The sequence below is a fragment of the Nocardioides sp. JCM 18998 genome, from assembly GCF_055391535.1.
In genome coordinates this window covers 1,769,674-1,788,728 of sequence record NZ_AP043886.1, presented here as the reverse complement: position 1 = coordinate 1,788,728, position 19,055 = coordinate 1,769,674, and the positions used below count along the sequence as shown (strand labels likewise).

General features: G+C 71.2%; 20 protein-coding genes and 1 tRNA gene. 4 read left to right on the top strand and 17 right to left on the bottom strand.

Translation table 11 applies throughout. The features are described from left to right. Positions 1 to 36: 36 nt before the first annotated feature. The 4 genes from ACZ5L9_RS08435 to ACZ5L9_RS08420 all read right to left on the bottom strand — a co-directional run bounded on the left by ACZ5L9_RS08435 (position 37) and on the right by ACZ5L9_RS08420 (position 4,633). A complete protein-coding gene (locus ACZ5L9_RS08435) occupies positions 37 to 1,392 on the bottom strand; it encodes an MFS transporter (RefSeq protein WP_464536102.1) in 1,356 nt (451 codons plus the stop codon). After that, entirely contained in the window at positions 1,392 to 2,753 is a 1,362-nt protein-coding gene (gene guaD, locus ACZ5L9_RS08430; RefSeq protein ID WP_464536100.1) for a guanine deaminase, read from the bottom strand. The genes ACZ5L9_RS08435 and guaD overlap by 1 nt, the downstream gene beginning before the upstream one ends. 304 nt (positions 2,754 to 3,057) lie before the next feature. Further along, entirely contained in the window at positions 3,058 to 3,573 is a 516-nt protein-coding gene (locus ACZ5L9_RS08425; protein ID WP_464536098.1) for a hemerythrin domain-containing protein, read from the bottom strand. A gap of 112 nt (positions 3,574 to 3,685) precedes the next feature. Continuing rightward, entirely contained in the window at positions 3,686 to 4,633 is a 948-nt protein-coding gene (locus tag ACZ5L9_RS08420) for a TIGR03557 family F420-dependent LLM class oxidoreductase (RefSeq protein ID WP_464536096.1), read from the bottom strand. Positions 4,634 to 4,755: 122 nt separating this feature from the next. Between ACZ5L9_RS08420 and ACZ5L9_RS08415 the strand changes: the two genes are divergently transcribed. After that, the gene (locus ACZ5L9_RS08415; protein WP_464536094.1) at positions 4,756 to 5,499 is read left to right on the top strand and encodes an HAD family hydrolase; all 744 of its coding nucleotides are present in this window, start codon (positions 4,756 to 4,758) and stop codon (positions 5,497 to 5,499) included. Positions 5,500 to 5,573: 74 nt separating this feature from the next. Here ACZ5L9_RS08415 and ACZ5L9_RS08410 read toward each other — a convergent pair. The 4 genes from ACZ5L9_RS08410 to ACZ5L9_RS08395 all read right to left on the bottom strand — a co-directional run bounded on the left by ACZ5L9_RS08410 (position 5,574) and on the right by ACZ5L9_RS08395 (position 8,324). Then, positions 5,574 to 5,646, bottom strand: a tRNA-Glu gene (locus ACZ5L9_RS08410). 77 nt (positions 5,647 to 5,723) lie between these two features. After that, complete coding sequence (locus tag ACZ5L9_RS08405) at positions 5,724 to 6,422, bottom strand: 3-oxoacid CoA-transferase subunit B (RefSeq protein WP_464536092.1); 699 nt, start codon at positions 6,420 to 6,422, stop codon at positions 5,724 to 5,726. Continuing rightward, positions 6,422 to 7,117 carry a 3-oxoacid CoA-transferase subunit A gene (locus ACZ5L9_RS08400; RefSeq protein ID WP_464536090.1) on the bottom strand — a complete coding sequence of 232 codons (696 nt, stop codon included), beginning with the start codon at positions 7,115 to 7,117 and terminating at the stop codon, positions 6,422 to 6,424. The genes ACZ5L9_RS08405 and ACZ5L9_RS08400 overlap by 1 nt, the downstream gene beginning before the upstream one ends. Before the next feature lies 1 nt (position 7,118). Beyond that, entirely contained in the window at positions 7,119 to 8,324 is a 1,206-nt protein-coding gene (locus ACZ5L9_RS08395) for a thiolase family protein (RefSeq protein ID WP_464536088.1), read from the bottom strand. Positions 8,325 to 8,394: 70 nt separating this feature from the next. On the opposite strand from ACZ5L9_RS08395, the gene ACZ5L9_RS08390 reads away from it, so the two are divergent. Then, entirely contained in the window at positions 8,395 to 9,282 is an 888-nt protein-coding gene (locus ACZ5L9_RS08390) for a LysR substrate-binding domain-containing protein (RefSeq protein WP_464536086.1), read from the top strand. Positions 9,283 to 9,407: 125 nt separating this feature from the next. On the opposite strand, the gene pcaDC is transcribed toward ACZ5L9_RS08390, so the two are convergent. Genes pcaDC through pcaH form a run of 4 tightly spaced genes read right to left on the bottom strand, consistent with a single transcriptional unit; the run spans position 9,408 to position 13,042 of the window. Further along, the gene (gene pcaDC / locus ACZ5L9_RS08385; protein WP_464536084.1) at positions 9,408 to 10,535 is read right to left on the bottom strand and encodes a bifunctional 3-oxoadipate enol-lactonase/4-carboxymuconolactone decarboxylase PcaDC; all 1,128 of its coding nucleotides are present in this window, start codon (positions 10,533 to 10,535) and stop codon (positions 9,408 to 9,410) included. Continuing rightward, positions 10,535 to 11,713, bottom strand: coding sequence for a lyase family protein (locus ACZ5L9_RS08380; RefSeq protein ID WP_464536082.1), 1,179 nt, complete (start codon positions 11,711 to 11,713; stop codon positions 10,535 to 10,537). Before ACZ5L9_RS08380 ends, pcaDC begins: the two co-directional genes overlap by 1 nt. Beyond that, the gene (gene pcaG / locus ACZ5L9_RS08375; RefSeq protein WP_464536080.1) at positions 11,706 to 12,269 is read right to left on the bottom strand and encodes a protocatechuate 3,4-dioxygenase subunit alpha; all 564 of its coding nucleotides are present in this window, start codon (positions 12,267 to 12,269) and stop codon (positions 11,706 to 11,708) included. Before pcaG ends, ACZ5L9_RS08380 begins: the two co-directional genes overlap by 8 nt. Beyond that, complete coding sequence (gene pcaH / locus ACZ5L9_RS08370; RefSeq protein ID WP_464536078.1) at positions 12,266 to 13,042, bottom strand: protocatechuate 3,4-dioxygenase subunit beta; 777 nt, start codon at positions 13,040 to 13,042, stop codon at positions 12,266 to 12,268. The genes pcaG and pcaH overlap by 4 nt, the downstream gene beginning before the upstream one ends. A 67-nt stretch (positions 13,043 to 13,109) precedes the next feature. On the opposite strand from pcaH, the gene ACZ5L9_RS08365 reads away from it, so the two are divergent. Beyond that, positions 13,110 to 13,841: an IclR family transcriptional regulator gene (locus tag ACZ5L9_RS08365; protein ID WP_464536076.1), complete on the top strand. Its 732-nt coding sequence runs from the start codon at positions 13,110 to 13,112 to the stop codon at positions 13,839 to 13,841. A gap of 41 nt (positions 13,842 to 13,882) precedes the next feature. Here ACZ5L9_RS08365 and ACZ5L9_RS08360 read toward each other — a convergent pair whose 3' ends face one another. Beyond that, positions 13,883 to 14,836 carry a VOC family protein gene (locus tag ACZ5L9_RS08360; protein WP_464536074.1) on the bottom strand — a complete coding sequence of 318 codons (954 nt, stop codon included), beginning with the start codon at positions 14,834 to 14,836 and terminating at the stop codon, positions 13,883 to 13,885. Positions 14,837 to 14,910: 74 nt separating this feature from the next. On the opposite strand from ACZ5L9_RS08360, the gene ACZ5L9_RS08355 reads away from it, so the two are divergent. Continuing rightward, positions 14,911 to 15,567 (top strand): GntR family transcriptional regulator, encoded by a 657-nt coding sequence (locus tag ACZ5L9_RS08355; RefSeq protein ID WP_464536072.1) that lies wholly within the window; start codon positions 14,911 to 14,913, stop codon positions 15,565 to 15,567. A gap of 14 nt (positions 15,568 to 15,581) precedes the next feature. Here the strand turns inward: ACZ5L9_RS08355 and ACZ5L9_RS08350 are convergent, their stop codons facing one another. The 4 genes from ACZ5L9_RS08350 to ACZ5L9_RS08335 are packed head-to-tail and all read right to left on the bottom strand — an operon-like array spanning position 15,582 to position 18,997. Continuing rightward, positions 15,582 to 16,442 carry an ABC transporter ATP-binding protein gene (locus ACZ5L9_RS08350; protein ID WP_464536070.1) on the bottom strand — a complete coding sequence of 287 codons (861 nt, stop codon included), beginning with the start codon at positions 16,440 to 16,442 and terminating at the stop codon, positions 15,582 to 15,584. Position 16,443: 1 nt separating this feature from the next. Beyond that, positions 16,444 to 17,229, bottom strand: coding sequence for an ABC transporter permease (locus tag ACZ5L9_RS08345; protein ID WP_464536068.1), 786 nt, complete (start codon positions 17,227 to 17,229; stop codon positions 16,444 to 16,446). Continuing rightward, entirely contained in the window at positions 17,229 to 18,017 is a 789-nt protein-coding gene (locus tag ACZ5L9_RS08340) for an ABC transporter permease (RefSeq protein ID WP_464536066.1), read from the bottom strand. Before ACZ5L9_RS08340 ends, ACZ5L9_RS08345 begins: the two co-directional genes overlap by 1 nt. Further along, positions 18,014 to 18,997, bottom strand: a complete 984-nt coding sequence (locus ACZ5L9_RS08335; protein WP_464536064.1) for an ABC transporter substrate-binding protein — start codon at positions 18,995 to 18,997, stop codon at positions 18,014 to 18,016. The genes ACZ5L9_RS08340 and ACZ5L9_RS08335 overlap by 4 nt, the downstream gene beginning before the upstream one ends. Positions 18,998 to 19,055: the final 58 nt, after the last annotated feature.

Sequence of the window (19,055 nt, the reverse complement as noted above, 5' to 3'; positions counted from 1 at the left end):
GTCAGTCAGGCGGCCCCGACGTCGCGGCCCTCCCTGCTAGCGAGCCGTCGCCTCGGCGGCCAGCGGCGCTGGCTCGGCACTCCGCTCGCTCAGCAGCAGCGCGCAGACCGCGCCTACCAGCAGGACGACGGGCATGATCCACAGCGCTCCGCGGTAGTCGTCGAGATCCGGGGAGGCTGGTAGCAGCTTGCCCGGGACGGCCTCGAGGATACCGCCGACGATGAAGCAGATACCGTTCACGATCGCGGAGGCCGAGCCGATCAGGCTCGGCGTCACGGACTCCCCGGCGACGGTGAATCCGAGCATGTGGGTGCCCGCGAAGACGCCGACCGCGAGCATGACGACGGCGCTCGCGCCGGTGCCGTCGGCCGGGCCGTAGATGAACAGCGCGACGGCGACGGTCTGCAGCAGCATGCCGACGACCGCCGGCCACTTGCGGGAGTGCCAGCGGTTGGAGACCACGTTGACCAGCGGCGCCCCGACCGCGAGGCCGAGCCAGGCGAGCGCGGAGAGGACCGCGGCGAAGCCGTCGGAGGCGCCCCGCGCCTCCTGGACCCGTGGCCCCCACAGCACGCCGACGGCGAGCATCGTGCCGAACGACGCTCCCGCGAACAGGGCCGAGAGGACGACCTGGCGGTTGGCGAAACAGGCGCCGAGGTCGTGGAAGATCTCGCCGAACACGCTCGTCCCGGCATGCTCGGCGCGCGCGGCGGCAGCCTGCTCGGGCGTGGCCACGGGGTTGCGGACGATGAACAGGAAGCCGACGACCAGCAGGACGCCGAACGCTCCGAACCCGGCGAGAAGCTGCTCCCAGTCCATGTGATGGAGCATCGCCGAGATGGCGGGCTGGCTGACCGCGGAGCCGAGCGAGGCGAACATCTGCACGAGGCCGAACATCAGCCCGTACTTGGCGCCGTCGAACCACTTGCCGCCGATGTAGCCGGCGCCGACGAAGCCGAACGAGGAGCCGATCGCCAGCACGACCTGTGCGGCCACCAGCGTGCCGAAGTTGCTCGTGGCGGCGTAGAGGAACGCCCCGGCGGTCACCAGTGCGACGGCGATCGTCATCAGCGGGCGGGTGCCGTACCGGTCGAGCAGCGAGCCGGAGAAGAACTGGCTGATCGCGAACGCCCAGGTGTAGATGGAGGCGGCGAGGCTGACCTGGGTCAGGGTGAGGTCGGCGTCCTTCTGGATGTCGGGCGAGACGATGCCGTACCCGGTCTGGATGGCGAAGAGCCAGACCACGAACAGGGTCGCCAGCACCCAGATGGTCCAGGCCTCGGGTCCGCCGATCCGGGCCGGTGCGGTGTCGAGGTGCTCGCCTCCCGTGCTCTCGCCGCGATGGAACATCCGTACGGTGGCGTGGTGGTAAGCGGCGTGTCCGGTCGACATCAGGCGTCCTCTCCGGCCCGGGCGAAGGGCTCCTCGGCATCTCGCTGGTACGCCGGCGCACCGGCGACGTAGGTGGCAGCGACCGCTCGGTCGTCGGCCATGATCGACAGCACGAACATCAGCTCCTCGGTGCTCTCGGCACGCGAAGACCGGTAGTCGAGCAGAGGCGTGGCCTTCGGGTCGAGCACGACGAAGTCGGCCTCCTTGCCGACCTCGAGGGAGCCGATCCGGTCGGCGAGGTCGAGCGCGTCGGCTCCGCCGAGGGTGGCGAGATAGAAGGTCTTGATCGCGTTCATCGGGTACACGTTGAGCTCGGCCACCTTGTACGCCTCGTTCATCGTCTGCAGGATCGAGAAGCTGGTGCCGGCGCCGATGTCGGTGCCCAGCCCCACATACATCGGGTGCTTGGGGTCCTTCGCGTCGTGCACGTGGAAGAGGCCGCTGCCCAGGAACAGGTTCGAGGTGGGGCAGTGCGAGACAGCAGATCCGGTCTCGTGCACGCGTCGGCGCTCGCGGGCGGTCAGGTGCACGCCGTGCGCCAGCACGCTGCGCCGTCCCAGCAGCCCGTAGTGGTCGTACACGTCGAGGTAGCCGCTGCGCTCGGGGAAGAGCGAGCGGACCCACTGGATCTCGCCGACGTTCTCCGAGACGTGGGTGTGCACGAACGTTCCGGGATGCTCCGACCAGAGCGTGCCCGCCGCCCGCAGCTGATCGGGCGTGCTGGTCGGTGCGAACCGCGGCGTGATCGCGTACTGGTTGCGCCCGTGGTCGTGCCAGCGCTCGATCAGCGCCTTCGAGTCGTCGTACGAGCTCTGCGCGGTGTCCAGCAGCGCATCGGGCGCATTGCGGTCCATCATCACCTTGCCCCCGATCATGCGGGTGCCGCGGCGTACGGACTCCTCGAAGAAGGCGTCCACGCTGCTGGGGTACATCGCGCAGAACGTCAGCGCGGTGGTCGTGCCGTTGCGCAGCAGCTCATCGAAGTAGGTCGCGGCCACGTCGGCCGCGTGTGCGGGATCGGCGAAGCGCTGCTCCTCGATGAACGTGTAATGGTTGAGCCAGTCGATCAGCTGTGAGCCGAACGCGCCGATGATGCCGGTCTGCACGTAGTGGATGTGGGTGTCGATGAACCCCGCACAGATCAGCGCGCCCGGGTAGTGCATGACCTCGACGCCCGGCGGCACCCGGTCGGCGATCTCGGCGTACGGCGCGAAGGCCGTGATCACGCCGTCCTCGCACACGATCAGGGCATCCGGGATGTCGACGAAGACGTCGTCGTCGAAGAACGGATCCCCGGTGAAGCTGATCGCGTGGCCACGAACCGCGGTCGTCCTCGAGGTGGCCCCTGAGAGTTCGGGCATGCTCATCTCCCTGTCCGCCGCGAAACGGCATCGATGTCAGACCGTGGTCGCCGCCGTCATGGCCCTCCCTCGACGTGGCGCTCGCTCTCTTCGATGCTTGAGGGACTCCTCCCTCGCGGGCCTCACGAGGAACGGGTGAAGTCCGGCGGGGTTCGACACAGGCTGTCGGACGCGTCCGGCGGACGCCGTCGGATCTGGCGCGCGCCGACGCGGCCCATTGCCGACCTTGGGACAGGCATCGGCCGTTGGCCCAACCACGACGGTCGAGCCCTCGTGCCCGGCGACGTCGGCGGCCTGGCCGTGCTCAGGTGTGCTGTTCGACGTACTGCTCGGGGTCCTTGTCGACCGGCTCGACCCCGGCCCAGTGCCGGGCCTCGTACGTGGCGAACTTGATCGCGATCTCGTGACGGGTCTGCAGGTCGGCGTGCATCCGGAAGTCGGCGAGGTCTTCGCGCTCCTCCTCGCCCATGTGCTCGTCGTTGGCCTCGCGGGCTTCGCGGACGCCCTCCCACCAGGCGTCGCTGCCCACGGGGTTGGCGGCGGCCTTGCGGATCCCGTCGCGGATCTCGTTGTGGTCCTTGATCGCGTCCTCGGTCTCCGGCACCGGCCCGTCGTCGGTGCCCGGCGCACCGTGTCCCAGTCGCAGGACCTCGGGGTAGAAGTAGAGCTCCTCGGCCTCGGCATGCACCTCGAGGAACGCCGCCAACCGGCGCCACAGCACGCCGAGGGTCTCGGTGTCCTCGCGCGGGATCTCGTCGAGTACGGCGAACTGGCGGCGCTGCTCCTGGTGCTGGAACAGGATCAGCTCGGTGATGTCCACGATTCCTCCTGGCCGGTCGGGCCGCCCTGGGCCTCGTCTGACTGTTCAGTCATACCATCCGGTTCCGGCCGGCTCCGGCCGGTTCCGGCCGCCAGGCGTCAGGGCCGGGTCGTCACCGCACCTGGGGCAGGACCTCGCGGCCGTAGAAGTCGATCATCTCCAGGAAGTGCGGGCCCATGTTGGCGAGATAGAGCTCGTCGTAGCCCGCCTCGGCGTACTCCCTGATCTGCTGGAGGTGTTGCTCGACGTCTGGCCCCGCGACGACGGAGTCACGTGTCGAGTCCATCGTCACCAACTGGGTGGCCTGCTCGAAGTGCTCCGGGGTGGGGAGCACCTGGGCGAGCTCCCCGGGGAGGCCCGCGTTCGGCCACAGCCGATGTGCGTGCTGCCAGCCCTCCTCCTGGGTCGGGGCGAAGGCGACCTTGGCTCCCGCCTGGGCCGGCTTTCCGCCGGACGCGTTCTTGAACCGGGCCACGAGGTCGGCGTCGGGGGCGGTGCCGATGTAGCCGTCGCCGATACGGGCCGCCACGTCCACCGCCATCGGTCCGAACGCCGACACGAAGATCTCCGGCGGCGTGTCCGGGACGTTGTAGATCCGGGCATGGTCGACCGTGTAGTGGCGCCCGCGGGTCGTCACGACCTCGCCGGTCCAGAGCTCACGGATGAGCCCGACCGCCTCCTCCAGCATCTCGAGTCGTACCTCGGCCGACGGCCAGGCGCCACCCAGGATGCTCTCGTTGAGGGCCTCGCCGGTGCCGACCCCGAGGGTGAACCGCCCCTCGAGCATCTCCGCGCAGGTGCCGGCCGCCTGAGCGACGATCGCCGGGTGGACGCGCGTCGTCGGGCAGGTCACCGCCGTCGTGACGTGGAGATCGCACACCTGACTGATGGCGCCGATGACGCTCCACACCAGGGGACTGTTGCCCTGCTCGTTGTTCCAGGGGTGGAAGTGGTCGCTGATCCACAGGCCCGAGAAGCCTGCCTTCTCGGCGGCAGCGGCTTGGGCCACCAGCTCAGCCGGTGAGTACTCCTCGGTGGACAGGAAGTAGCCGATACGCATGATGCCTCCTCGCAAAGGTGAGCGGTCAGGGTCGGGTAACCACATCCGGCACAGCGAACGCGTCGGCCTCCCCCGGAGCTGACCGCGTGGTGCGTCAGCGGGTACCAGTCCTGCATGACTGGATGCGGCTGCACGCTGAAGATGAGCCCGAGCGGACCGGCGCCGGAGCGGCTCCGGGCGCGGGAGGCGTGATGTCCCCCTCGGCCTCGGCGGTGCTCTTCGACATCGACGGCACCCTCCTCGACTCGACCTACCACCACGCCCTCGCCTGGCAGCGCGCCTTCGCGCGACACGATCTGGTCGTACCGATGTGGCGGATCCATCGCGCGATCGGCATGGGCGGTGACCGGCTGGTCGCGCACGTGACAGGGGATGCGACCGAGGAACGGCTCGGTGACGCCCTGCGTGAAGCCTGGCGAGCCGAGTACCTGCCGCTGCGGCACGAGGTCGGGCCCCTTCCCGGCGCACGAGAGGTGATCCTCCGGCTTCGCGCGGAGGGCTACCGCGTTGCCGTCGCCTCCTCCGGCGACCCGGAGTTCTCCCGGGAGGCGATCCAGCTACTCGGCGTCGCCGACGACATCGAGGCGCTCACGACCGCCGCGGACGTCGAGGAGTCCAAGCCGGAGCCCGACCTCCTCGGCACGACCTTGGATCGTCTCCCGGGCGTCGAGCACGCCGCCCTCGTCGGCGACACCGTCTACGACGTGCAGTCGGCCGCGCGTGCAGGCTTGTCCTGCATCGGAGTTCGCTCGGGGGGCATCAGCACCGCCGAGCTTCTCGACGCAGGCGCCGCGCTCGTGGTCGACTCGCTCCAGGACCTGATCGACCTGCAGTGGGAGGACCACCTGTCCTGCGTCCGTCGCTGAGCGATTCGGTGGGTCCCTGATGCAGAAGCCCCCCTGATCGGCGTTTCCGCAGGTCAGGGGGTCTTCTCTTTTCGTACCCCGTACCGGATTCGAACCGGCGCTACCGCCGTGAAAGGGCGGGGTCCTGGGCCGCTAGACGAACGGGGCGTGAGCGTCGCTCAGCATAAGGCGCGCTGCGCGAGGCTCCCAATTCAGTACCAGACTCGTGTCCAGGTCGGCCCCGGTCAGTGCAGCTCGACCGCGACACGCTCGCGCAGGTCGGACAGCGAGATGCCGTACGTCTCGCGGACCCGCGCCCCCTCGGGGCCCACGTCGATCACGGCGTGATCGGTGTAGACGCGCGAGACGCAGCCGACGCCGGTGAGCGGCATCGTGCAGGCCTCGACGAGTTTCGAGGAGCCGTCCTTGGCGAACAGCGACATCATCACGAAGACGTCCTTCGCCCCGATCGCGAGATCCATCGCGCCGCCCACGGCCGGGATGTCGCCCGGCCGGCCGGTGCTCCAGTTGGCGAGGTCGCCCTCGTGGCTGACCTGGAACGCGCCCAGGACGCACACGTCGAGGTGGCCGCCGCGCATCATCGCGAAGGAGTCGGCGTGGTGGAAGTACGAGCAGCCGGGCGTCTCGATCACCGGCACCTTGCCGGCGTTGGTGAGGTCGGCGTCCACCTCGTCGCCGACGGCCGCCCTGCCCATGCCGAGCATCCCGTTCTCGGTGTGGAGCACGACTCCCTGATCGGCCGAGAGGTGGTCGGCGATCTTGGTGGGCTGCCCGATGCCGAGGTTCACGAACGACCCCTGCGGGATGTCGGCCGCGATGACGGCGGCGAGCTCGTCCATCGAGAGGGGCTTGTCGGACAGCATCGGCGCCTCGCCGAGCTCGGCGACCTGCTCTGCAGACTCGGCGTGGGTGTTGTCCGGCATCAGCGGGCTCCCTGCACGGTGTAGTGGCGGGCCTCGACCCGGACGACGCGGTCGACGTAGATGGAGGGGGTGACGACGGCCTCCGGGTCGAGCGCACCGGCCTCGACGACGTCGTTGACCTGGACGATGGTGGTGCTCGCGGCGGTGGCCATCACCGGTCCGAAGTTGCGCGCCGTCTTGCGGTAGACGAGGTTGCCGACCCGATCGGCGGTGGACGCGGAGATCAGCGCGTAGTCGCCCTTGATCGGGTACTCGAGGACGTAGTCGCGCCCGTCGATGGTGCGGGTCTCCTTGCCCTCCGCCAGCGGGGTGCCGACGGCCGTCGGGCAGAAGAACGCGCCGATGCCGGCGCCGGCCGCGCGCATCCGCTCGGCGAGGTTTCCCTGCGGGACCACCTCGAGCTCGATCCTGCCCGCGCGGTAGAGCTCGTCGAAGACGTAGGAGTCGGCCTGGCGTGGGAACGAGCAGAGCACCTTGCGGACCCGGCCGGCCTGGAGCAGTGCGGCCAGGCCGACCTCGCCGTTGCCGGCGTTGTTGGCCACGACGGTGAGGTCCTTCGCGCCCTGGCGGATGAGGGCATCGATGAGGTCGAACGGCATCCCGGCCAGGCCGAACCCGCCGACCAGGACGGTGGCGCCGTCCTCGATGCCGGCGACGGCCTCGTCGGCGGTCTCGGTGAAGGAGGTCTTCGCCATCTCAGGCCGCTCCGATCGCGTCGAGGTTCTCCAGCACGACGGCGAGGCCCTGGCCGACGCCGATGCAGATGGCCGCCACGCCATAGCGCTGCCTGCGCTCGCGCAGGACGGCGGCGAGCGTGCCGAGGATGCGTCCGCCCGAGGCCCCGAGAGGATGACCGAGGGCGATCGCCCCTCCCTTCTGGTTGACCAGCTCGCTGTCCTCCAGACCCAGCGCGAGCCAGGCATCGACGCAGACCAGCGACTGGACCGCGAAGGCCTCGTTGAGCTCGACAGCGCCGACCTGGTCCCAGGTGATCCCGGCCCGCGCCAGCGCGCGATTCGCGGCCTCGACCGGCGCGTAGCCGAACGCCTGCGGGTCGAGCGCGAACGCGCCGCGACCCGCGACCCGGGCGATCGGGTCTGCGCCGATGACCTCGGCGGCGTCCTCGCTGCCCAGCAGCACGGCGGAGGCGCCGTCCGAGAGCGGCGAGGCGTTGCCCGCGGTGATGGTGCCGTCCTTGCGGAAGGACGCCTTGAGCCCGGCGAGCCGCTCCGTCGTCGTGTCGGGGCGGATGCCCTCGTCGCGGCTCAGGTCGGCGCCGGGAACCGGCGTCACGAGCTGGTCGAAGAAGCCGTCCTCCCACGCCCGTGCGGCGAGGTGGTGCGAGCGCGCGGCGAACGCGTCCTGCCGCTCCCGGCTCACGCCGAACCGCTCCTGCAGCTGCTCATTGCACTCGCCCAGGGAGACGGTCCACTCCGGCGGCATCGCCGGGTTGACCAATCGCCAGCCGAGCGTGGTCGAGACCGCCGTGACGTCGCCGGCCGGGAAGGCGCGCGAGGGCTTCGGCAGCACCCAGGGGGCACGCGTCATCGACTCGACGCCCCCGGCCAGGACGACGTCCGCGTCGCCGGTCTCGATCTGGCGCGAGCCGATCATCGCCGCGTCCAGGCCCGATCCGCACAGCCGGTTGACCGTCGTCGCCGGGATGCTCGTCGGCAGGCCGGCGAGCAGGCCCGCCATCCTCCCGACGTTGCGGTTGTCCTCGCCAGCGCCGTTGGCGTTGCCCCAGACGACCTCGTCGATCGCGGCGGCCTCCAGGCCCGGCACCCGCGCGAGCAGGCCGGTGATCGCGGCCGCTGCCAGGTCGTCGGTACGGGTCTCGGCGAGCGCACCGCCGAACCTGCCGAAGGGCGTACGCGACGCGGCGTAGACGAAAGCAGTCATGTCTCGACCCTAGGCGCTGTCTCCCATAGGCTGAAGTATCAATATCCCGCTCGATTAGTATGCTGGACGTATGGATCTGCGGCAGCTGCGCTACTTCGTCGCCGTCGCCGAGGAGCGCCACTTCGGGCGTGCGGCCGAGCGCCTGCACATGGCCCAGCCGCCGCTGTCCCAGGCGATCCGACAGCTCGAGGCCGAGCTCGGGGTCACCCTGCTGACGCGCACCACCCGCCGCGTCGACCTGACCGAGGCCGGCCGGGTCTACCTCGAGCGGGTGCGCGGCATCCTCGGCGACGTCGAGCAGTCGGCCGACCTGGCCCGCCGGGTCGCGGCCGGATCGGTGGGCCACCTCACCGTCGGCTGCGTCGGCACGGCGACGTACAGCGTGCTGCCGGCGCTCTCCCGGCGACTGGCCGCCGAGCTGCCGGGCGTCGACTTCTCCTTCCGCGGCGAGATGCTCGCGCCCGACCAGGTGACGGCGCTGCACGACGGAGCGATCGACGTGGCGCTGCTGCGACCGCCGGTGACAGACCCGTCCCTCACGGTCGAGACGCTGCGTCGTGACCGGCTGATGGTGGCGCTGCCCGGGGACCACGCGCTCTCCGCACGCAAGCAGGTGGCGGCGCGCGACCTCGCCGGCGTCGACCTGATCGTGCACTCGGCCGAGCGACGCGCGGTGATGTACGGGGTCGTGCTGCGGCTGCTGCACGACGCCGGGGTCGAGCCCCGCATCCGGCACGAGGTCGGCGAGACCTCGACCCTGCTCACCCTGGTCGCCGGCGGGCTCGGTGCCGCGATCGTGCCGGAGCCGGTGATGGCGCTCGCCCTGGAGGGCGTGGCGTTCCGGCCGCTCGTGCAGCCGACCGCCGGCGTCGACCTCGCCGTGGCGTACCGGACGGACCGCTCGGAGCCCCATCTCCAGCGGACGGTGGAGATCATCCGCGCCCTGGTGAGCGGGTAGGGCGTCGCGCAAAGTGTCACCGAGACACTTACGGGCAGAAGTGACAGAACGCAACTGTCACCGATGCCGCGAAGTGTCACGGTGACAGTTTGGAACTGTCACCGTGACAGTTGCGGCATCCGCACCTACCCCTCGCCGAGCACCTGCTTGGCGACGGCGAAGGCGCTGTTCGCCGCCGGCACGCCGACGTAGACCGCCGACTGCAGCAGCACCTCGATGATCTCCTCGCGACTCAGCCCGTTGCGCAGGGCGGCGCGGAGGTGGAACTCGAGCTCGTCGAAGTGGCGTCCGGCGACCAACGCGGTCAGCACGGCGATGGACCGGTCCCGTCGGGCCAGCCCCGGCCGGGTCCAGATCTCGCCCCAGGCATAGCGGCTGATGAAGTCCTGGAAGTCACGGGTGATCCCGGTCGTGCCCGCGATCGCCCGGTCGACGTGGGCGTCGCCGAGTACCTGCCGGCGTACGGTCATCCCGGCCGGCACCCGGTCGTGCGCGAGATGGGCCTCGATGAGGCTGGCCACCGTCCGCGGCGCCTCGGCCGGCGCGAGGTGTGCCACCGCGTCGAGCTCGACGAAGCGGGCCCCGCGGATCCGGGCCGCGTGCTCCCGCAGCGTGGCGGCGGGCGTGGGCTGGTCCTCGGCGCCGCCGACGGCGAGCACCGGCAGGTCGATCCCGCCGAGCCGGTCGATGAGGTCGAAGCCGCCCAGCGCCTCGCAGACCAGGGCATAGCTCTCCGCGTCCGCGTGCTGCAGCGACTGCAGCAGCGCCGTGCCGATCTCGGGGCTGCGCTCGAGGAAGCCGGCGCCGAACCAGCGCTTCGCCGACGCCTCGACCACCGCGGGCGTTCCGGAGGCGCGCACGGTGGCGGCGCGCTCCGCCCAGGACTCGGGGGTGCCGATCCGGGCACCGGTGCAGAGCACCGCGACACCGCTCAGCCGCTCCGGCGCGTCGAGGGCCAGCTGCAGCCCGACCGCGCCGCCGACCGAGTCACCCGCGTAGCCGAAGACAGCGCCTCCGAGGGTCCGCTCCACCGCGCCGACCACGCCGGCGGCGAGGTCGGCGATGGTGAACGGCTCCGTCGTCGGGGCACCGTGGCCGTGGCCGGGAAGCTCCCAGCCGACGACGTGGTGTCGCTCGCCCAGCAGCGCGGCGGCCTGTCCCCACAGGGCGGTCACCGAGGTGCCGAGCGAGGGACCGACGACCAGGAGCGGACGCCCCTCCTCGCCGGCGAGGTGGACGAGGGAAAGCTCCATCAGAGGTCACTCCAGACCCGAGCGGCGCGCTCGAGGATGTCGTCGATGTAGGGGTCGTTGAGGCCCAGGTACGCGCCCTCGGTGCCGCCGCCGGACATGCTGCGCTGCTCGGCGCGCAGGGTGCCCTCGGCCGCGCCGGCGCGAGCGGCCATCCGGTCGACGTCGACGACCAGACCCGCGAGCAGGTCCACCGCCTGCGCGGCGGCGACGACGCTGCGCCGGGCGAGCGTCGCGACGGTCTCCCACTCCGCGTGCCAGCCGCCGTCGGGACGCTCGTCGACGTAGGAGGCGGCGGCGGTGTGCAGCGTCGCGGCCAGCCCCGGGGCGGCCAGGGCGTGCCGGCGCAGCAGGATCGACAGCACCGGATTGGCCTTGCCCGGCATCGTCGAGGAGCCGCCGCCGGCGCCCTCGCGCAGCTCGGCGATCTCGGGGCGCGAGAGCAGCGCGATGTCCCCCGCCATGTGTCCCCAGGCGTCGGAGAGCGCGACCAGCGCGTCGGCGGTCGCGGCGAGCGGGTTGCGGCCCCGGGTGTGCCAGGGCGTCCCGCCCTGGAGGTCGAGGTCCCGTGCGACAGTGCGTACGAGGGACGCGGCCGTCCCGATCGGGTCGTCCTGCTCGCGCGCCAGCTCGACCACGGCCGCGAGCGTGCCCGCGGCTCCCCCGATCTGGACCGGCAGCTCCTCTCGGACCCGGCGCAGACCGGCGGCGGCCTCCGAGAGCCCGGCGAGCCACTGGGCGGACTTGAGCCCGAAGGTGATCGGGACCGCGTACTGGGTCAGGGTGCGGCCGGCCATCACCGAGCCGCGGTGATCGCGGGCCAGTCGCGCCAGGGCGCGCGCGGCCTGCTCGGTGTCGGCGAGGACCCGGTCGACGGCGTCGCGCAGGCACAGCACGAGCGCGGTGTCGACGACGTCCTGCGAGGTCAGGCCGCGATGTACGTCGGGGCTCTGGGCGCGCAACGCCGCGACCAGCGGGATCACCGGGTTGCCGCCGGACTCCGTACCGGCGGCGATCTCCGCGATCGGCGGCACCACGAGCCGGACGGTGCCGGCGGCCAGCCCGGCGGCGGCGAGGCCGTCGAGCCAGGCCTGCTCGACCCGGACCATCGCGGCGAGGAACGCCTCGTCGGTGCCGAGGTCGCCGGCCCGCGCGTCACCCGGCCACAGCAGGTCAGCCATGGGTGAGGAAGACGGTCTCGCGCTCGCCCTGCAGGTGGATGTCGAACCGGAGTCCCTGGGTGTCGGCCACGGCGATCAGCGTGCCACGCTCCTCCTGCGAGAGCGAGGACAGCAGCGGGTCCGCGCCGTTCGCCGGGTGGTCGGGCAGGTAGATCCGGGTGAGCAGCCGGTCCAGCAGGCCGCGGGCGAAGACGGCGACGGCGAAGAAGGGGGCACGGCCGTCCTCGGTCGCGCCGGGCAGCAGCGTGGAGAACGAGTAGTGTCCGGTCGCGTCCGTCGAGCAGCGCCCGAAGCCGGTGAACGTCCAGCCGTCGCGGCCGATCGAGCCGGCGGCCCGCGGGACCCGACCGTCGGGATCGGCCTGCCAGATCTCGATCAGGGCGTCGGGGATCGGTGCGCCGGCGCCGTCGAGGACGTCGCCGTGCAGCCGGATGGCGCCCACCGAGCCGGCGGGCACGAGCTCGTTGTCGCCGGCGTACGGCAGCGCCTGGCCGTAGAAGGGACCGATCGTCTGGCCCGGAGTAATGACCGGGGTGGTGACGCGTGCGGTGCTCATGCGTGGGCCTCCTCGGGCTCCATCCAGGTGCGGCCGCTTCCGGACAGGACGATGTCCCAGCGGTAGCCCATGCTGTGGTCGGGCACGGTCAGGTCGTGGTCGTACGTCGCCAGGAGCGCCTCGCGCGCCCGCTGGTCGGTGATCGCCTGGTAGATGGGGTCGAGCGCGAACAGCGGGTCGCCCGGGAAGTACATCTGGGTGATGAGCCGCTCGGTGAACTGGCTTCCGAACAGCGAGAAGTGGATGTGCGCGGGCCGCCAGGCGTTGCGGTGGTTGCCCCACGGGTACGGACCGGGCTTGATGGTCCGGAACCAGTACTCGCCGTTCGGGCCGGTCAGGCAGCGGCCCACGCCGGTGAAGTTCGGGTCGAGGGGCGCCGGGTGCTGCTCGTTCTTGTGGACGTAGCGACCGGCGGCGTTGGCCTGCCAGATCTCGACGAGCTGGCCCGCGACCGGGCGTCCGTCGCCGTCGACGATGCGGCCGGTGACGGTGATCCGCTCGCCGAGCGGCTCGCCGAAGACCTGGGAGTTGGTGCCGGCGTGGGCACCGATCGTCAGGTCCGCCTCGAGCGGGTGGACGTCGCGCTGCCCGAAGCACGGGGCGACCCGCTCGATCGTCTCCGGATCGGCGTGGCGCGGGTCCTTGGTGGGGTGGCGCAGGACGCTCGAGCGGTACGGCGGGTAGTCGACCCGCGGCTGCGGGCCCTGCCCCGGGCTCGCCTGCGCGGCGATGTCGGCGATCTCGGCGGAGATCTCCTGTTGGGTGCTGGTCACCCGCCGACAGTAGGACCCGGCCACCGCGCCATGGCAGGCTGGACTTCCACTCATCGGAAGGACGCGCATGTCCGGGCCCTCGGTCACCTCCCGCGCGCTGGCGGCGCTCGGGGCGTTCGACGCGCGACACCGCGAGCTCACCCTGAGCCAGGTCGCGGAGCGGGCGTCGCTGCCGCTGTCGACCACGCACCGGCTGCTCGCCGAGCTGACCGCCTGGGGCGCCCTGCGGCGGCTGCCGTCCGGCTCGTACGTCATCGGCCGCCGACTGTGGGACCTCGGGATGCTCGCCCCCGTCCAGACCGGGCTGCGCGAGGCGGCCTCCCCGTTCCTGCACGACCTGTACGGCGCGACCCTGGAGACCGTCAACCTGGCCGTGCGCGACGGCCGTGAGGCGCTGTACGTCGAGCGGCTCGCCGGTCATCGCTCGGTGCCGATCCTCAGCACGATCGGCAGCCGTCTGCCGCTGCACGCGGTCGGGGTGGGGAAGGTGCTGCTGGCCCACGCCCCGGACGAGGTCCGACAGGCCGTCCTCGACGCCCCGTTGAGGAGGTTCACCTCGTACACGGTGACCTCGCCGACACGGCTGGCACGCGAGCTGGATCGCGTCCGCGCCGACGGCTACGCCACCACCGTCGAGGAGATGAGCGCCGGCGCCTGCTCGGTCGCGGTGCCGGTCACGCTCGAGGGGACCGTCGTCGCGGCGGTCGGCTTCGTCGTCCCCGACCTGCGCCGGACCCGCCCACGGCTGGTCGCCGCGCTCCAGGTGGCGGCGCAGGGCATCGCGCGCAGCCTGGCGTGATCAGTCGACCGCGTCAGTCGACCGGCGTCAGTCGACCGGCGTCAGTCGACCGGCGGCATGCCCACGGTGTGGAAGGTCTCGATCGTCTTCAGGCCCCAGGCCTGGCCCTTCTTGCGCTCCTCCTCGGTCCAGGTGATCAGCGGCCAGTCCGGCGCCAGCACCAGGCGGGTGAGCGGGTTGCAGAGCTCGATGCGGTTGCCGCCGGGCTCGTAGACGTAGAGGAAGAACGTCTGCTGGATCGCGTGCTTGTGCGGGCCGGTCTCGATCTTCACGCCGTTGTCGAGGCACAGGTCCGCCGCGCGCAGGATGTCCTCGCGGCTGTCGGTGGCGAACGCGATGTGGTGCAGGCGACCGCTGGATCCGGTCCAGTCCTCGGTGTAGACCACGTCGTACGACTTGTTGTTGAAGGTCAGCCAGCGCGCGGCGACCCGGCCGGTGTCGAGCCTGATCTGCTCGGTCGGACGCCCGCCGAGCCGGTGCTGGATCCAGTCGGAGTTGGCCTCGACGTCCGAGCCGAGGAAGTTGACGTGGTCGAGGCGGCGGACGCCGACGCCCTGGATCGGCTTGGCCTGTGGCTGGTTCTTCAGCCCGGGGCGCAGCGCCTCCGGCGCCTGGTACCACCGTGTCTCGTAGTAGAGCGCGAACTCGTGGCCGTCCGGGTCGCGGGTGAGGTAGGTGCGTCCGGTCCCGGCCCGCCCGTCGACCCATTCGCCGTGTCCACCGGCAGCCTCGATCGCCTCGACGCGGCGCTGCAGGGCCTCCGGGCTGGCCGCGCGCAGCGCCGTCCGGCGCACGCCGGTCGTCTCGTGCGGCGTCAGGATCAGGCTGGTCTGCTCGTAGTCGTCGAAGGTGCGCAGCAGGACCGAGTCGCCGTCGCGGCCGCACTCGGTGAGGCCGAGGATCTGGGTGAAGAACCAGGTGCTGCCCGCGAGGTCGGGGGTGAGCAGCTCGACGTGACCCAGGTGGGCGATGTCGTGCAACGGGGCGGTGTTCATCTGGTACTCCTTGCGTTGTCAACTGGTCTTGTTCCCACCGGCTGAATGTCAACAATTCTGTTAACATTTCCGGCATGCGCACCGTCCCCGTGGTCACCCAGGCCGACGTCGTCGCCGCCGTACGGCGCTCGATCCTGGCCGGCGACCTCGTCCCCGGCCAGCGCCTCGTCGAGGCGGAGCTGTCGGAGACGTACGGTGCCGCCCGCGGTGCGGTGCGTGGCGCGCTGTTCGACCTGACCCACGAGGGCCTGGTCGAGCGGATCGCCAACCGTGGCGCCCGGGTGCGGGTGGTCAGCGTCGAGGAGGCGCTGCAGATCACCGAGGTCCGGATGGCGATCGAGGGGCTGTGCGGTCGCCGGGCCGCCGAGCAGGTCGGCGACGAGGAGGTCGCGGAGCTGCGCGGCCTGGGCGAGGAGATGGTCGCCGCGGTCGAGAGCGGCGACGTGTCGACCTACTCGGCGCTGAACCAGCGGCTGCACGAGCGCGTGATCGCGCTGGCCGACCAGCCGGTGGCGGCCGAGCTGCTCGGCCGGCTGCGCGCGCGCAACGTCCGGCACCAGTTCCGGCTCGCCTACCGGCCCGGACGCCCCCAGGTCTCGCTGCCGCAGCACCTCGCCATCATCGACGCGGTCTGCCGCCGCGACCCCGACGCGGCGGAGGCGGCCGTCCAGGCTCACCTGGGCAGCGTCATGGACGCGCTGCGGGAGTCGCACGACACGCACCTCGCCTGACACCGGACCCGCTCTCAGGCCTCCTCGCCCTCGGGGCGCTTGCCCGCCTTCGCACTCTGGATGAGCTCGTAGACGTGCGCCCGCAGCTCGCCGAAGCGGGCCGAGGAGCGGGTGTTGAGCTGATCGCGCTCGTCCGGCAGGTCGATGTGGACGTCCTCGAGGATCACCGTCGGCCGGTTGCTCAGCACCAGGACGCGCTGCCCCAGGTAGACGGCCTCCTCGATGTCGTGGGTGACGAAGAGGACGGTGACGCCGAGACGGCGCCACAGCTCGCGGACCAGGTCCTCCAGGTCCGCACGGGTCTGGGCGTCGACGGCCGCGAACGGCTCGTCCATCAGCAGGACCGACGGCTCGTAGGCGACCGCGCGGGCGATCGCCACCCGCTGCTGCATGCCGCCGGAGAGCTGCCAGGGGTGCGCATCGTCCATGTCGGACAGCCCGACCGCCTCCAGCGCGGCGTCGACCTTCTGCCGACGCTCTACCTTGCCGAGGCCCTTCTCCTTGAGCGGGAGCTCGACGTTCTGCCGGACGGTCATCCACGGGAAGAGCGAGCGACCGTACTCCTGGAAGACGACGGCCATGCCCGCAGGCGGGCCCTTCACGATCGACCCGTCGAGGACCACCTCGCCCGCGGTGGTGTCGAGGAGGCCGGAGATGCAGCGCAGCAGGGTCGTCTTGCCGGCACCGGACGGGCCGACGATGCAGACCAGCTGCCCCCGACCGACCGTGAAGGTGAGGTTACGGACCGCCTCGACCTGTCGATCGCGGCTGGCGTAGATCTTCTTGAGGCCCTTGACCTCCAAGACGTCGGTCACGGCTTCTCCTGCGCTGCTGTCGCTGTGCTGGGTGGGGGTCTGAGTCAGGTAGTCGGCCATGTCAGGCTCCTCGGTCGGCCTGCCGCAGGCCGCGGTACCACGCCAGTGCGTAGTGCTCCACGATCTGGAAGGCGATGGACAGGGCGACGCCGATGAGGCCGAGCAGGATGATGCCGGTCCACATCTGCGGGATGGCGAACGCCCGCTGGAAGTTCACGAAGCGCGAGCCGAGGCCGGAGCTGGCCCCGAAGAGCTCGCTGATGACCATCAGGATCACGCCGACCGAGAGCGCCTGGCGGGCACCGGCGGCGATCTGCGGGCTCGCGCCGGGGAGCACGATGCGCAGCAACCGGGTGTGCGTCCGCACGCGGTACGAGCGGGCCGTGTCGAGCTGGACCTCATCGAGGCCGCGGACGCCCTCGACGGTGTTGAGCAGGATCGGCCAGACCGAGCCGAGCGCGATGGTGATGATCTTCGGGGCCCAGCCGGTGTACCCGGTGAAGAGGGCCACGACCGGCACCAGCACCGGCGGCGGGATGGCGCGGAAGAACTCCAGCAGCGGCTCGCACAGCGCCCGCAGCCACGGCACCAGGCCGAGCGCGATGCCGATCACGACACCGAAGAGGAGCGCGAGGGCATACCCGATCAGCAGCCGCAGGATAGAGGGGAGGACGTCGTGCCACCACGACGAGCGCGGCCAGGCGTCGGGGAACGCCTGCAGGATGTGGCGCAGCGACGGCCAGTAGAAGCTGGTGGAGCCGTCGGAGGCGACCCACCAGATGGCGAGCAGCACGACCGGCAGGGCGATCGCGAGCACGACCTGCTTGAGGTAGAAGACGGCGCGCATCAGGCGATGTCCTTACGGATCGAGGGGTGCCAGCGCAGCAGGTGACGCTCGAGTCGCCGGGCGCCGAGGTTGACCACCACACCGAGCAGGCCGACCACGATGATCAGCGCGTACATGCCGGCGTGGGCGCCGGACTGCTGCGCACGGGTGATGAGGCTGCCCAGGCCGGGGACGCCGACGAGCAGCTCGGCGGTGATCTCGAGGATGAGCGCGACCGCGGCGGCGAGGCGGAAGCCGGTCATCACGTACGGCAGCGCCGTCGGCCACACCACGGTGCGCAGCACCGCCCGTCGCGAGAAGCGGTAGGAGCGCGCGGTGTCGCGCACGACCGGGTCGACGTCGGCGACGCCGTACATCACCTGGACCAGCACCTGCCAGAAGGCGGCGTAGACGACCAGGATCAGGCCGGACTGGATCTTGCTGCCGTAGAGCAGCACGACCAGCGGGATCAGCGCGACCGACGGGATCGGGCGCAGGAACTCGATGGTCGAGGCGGTCAGGGTGCGCAGCACCGGGACCGAGCCGAGGATGATGCCCGCCACGAGCCCCGCGACCATCGCGATCGCCAGGCCCAGGGCCCAGCCGCGGGCGGTGTCGGCGAGGGCGGTCCAGAAGGCGCTGCGCCCGAGCAGCTCCCCGAAGGCGCGCATCACCTGGTGGAACGGCGGGAGGTAGCGCTTGTTGACCACCCCGGTCGCGGGGAGGATCTCCCACACCAACGCGGCGGCCGCGAGACCCGCGACGCCCAGGAGGGCGTCACGGGCCGTGGCGTTGAGGCGAACGGTCACGGAAGCAGCTTGTCCAGGTCGGGAGCGGTCTTGTACAGGCCGTCCTGGACGGCCAGGTCCGAGAGCTTCTGCACCGCGTCGCGATCGATCGTGGTGGGGAACTTCGGCAGCGTGATCTTGGCGAGGGTGGCCGCGTCGATGTCGGTGTACGTGGTGAGGATGTCGCGGGTCTCGTCCTCGTGCGCAGCGGCGTACTCCAGCGACTTGTTCATCGCGTCGGTGAACTCCTTGACCACGTCGGGGTTCTTCGAGGCGTAGTCGCCGGAGGTGAAGTAGGCGCCGATCTCGAGGCTCGGGTCGGTGGCGGCGTAGTTGGAGCCGAGGTTGGTGTCGCCGGCCGCGACGGCCTGGGTCAGGAAGGGCTCGACGAGCTGGCCGGCGTCGACGTCGCCCTTCTCGACGGCCGGCTCGATGTCGGGGAAGCCGAGCTCGACGTACTGGATGCCCGACGGGTCGCCGCCGTCCTTGCGGACCATCTCGTTGATCGTGGTCGTGTTGATGTTATTGAGCGTGTTGACCGCGATCTTCTTGCCGGCCAGGTCCTTCGGGGACTTGATCGGGCTGCCGGCCGGGACCACGACGCCGCCGAAGTCCTTGGCCACATCCCCGGTGGTGGCGTTGCCCGCCGCCACGACCTTGAGGTCGAGACCGGTGGAGGATCCGAGCAGCAGCGAGGTCAGGTTGCTGAAGCCGAACTGGTACTGCCCGGCCACCACGGCCGGGGTGATCGCGGCGCCGCCCTGAGCGGTCGCGAGCTTGACGTCCAGGCCCTCGTCGGAGAAGAAGCCCTGCTTGATGCCCAGGTAGATCGGGGCGACGTCGACGATCGGGATGACGCCGACGGTGATCGTGGTCTTGCCGCCGCCCGAGCCGGCGTTGTCGGTGGAGTTGTCATCGCTGCTGCCACAGGCGGTGGCGAGCGCGAGCGGCAGCGCGAGCGCGGCGAAGGTGGCCAGCGGGCGGCGCAGGGACCGGTACATCGGAGACTCCTCTAAGTCGGGTCGCCCAGGCGGGCGCCATCAGTGTGGTCGCCGTCAC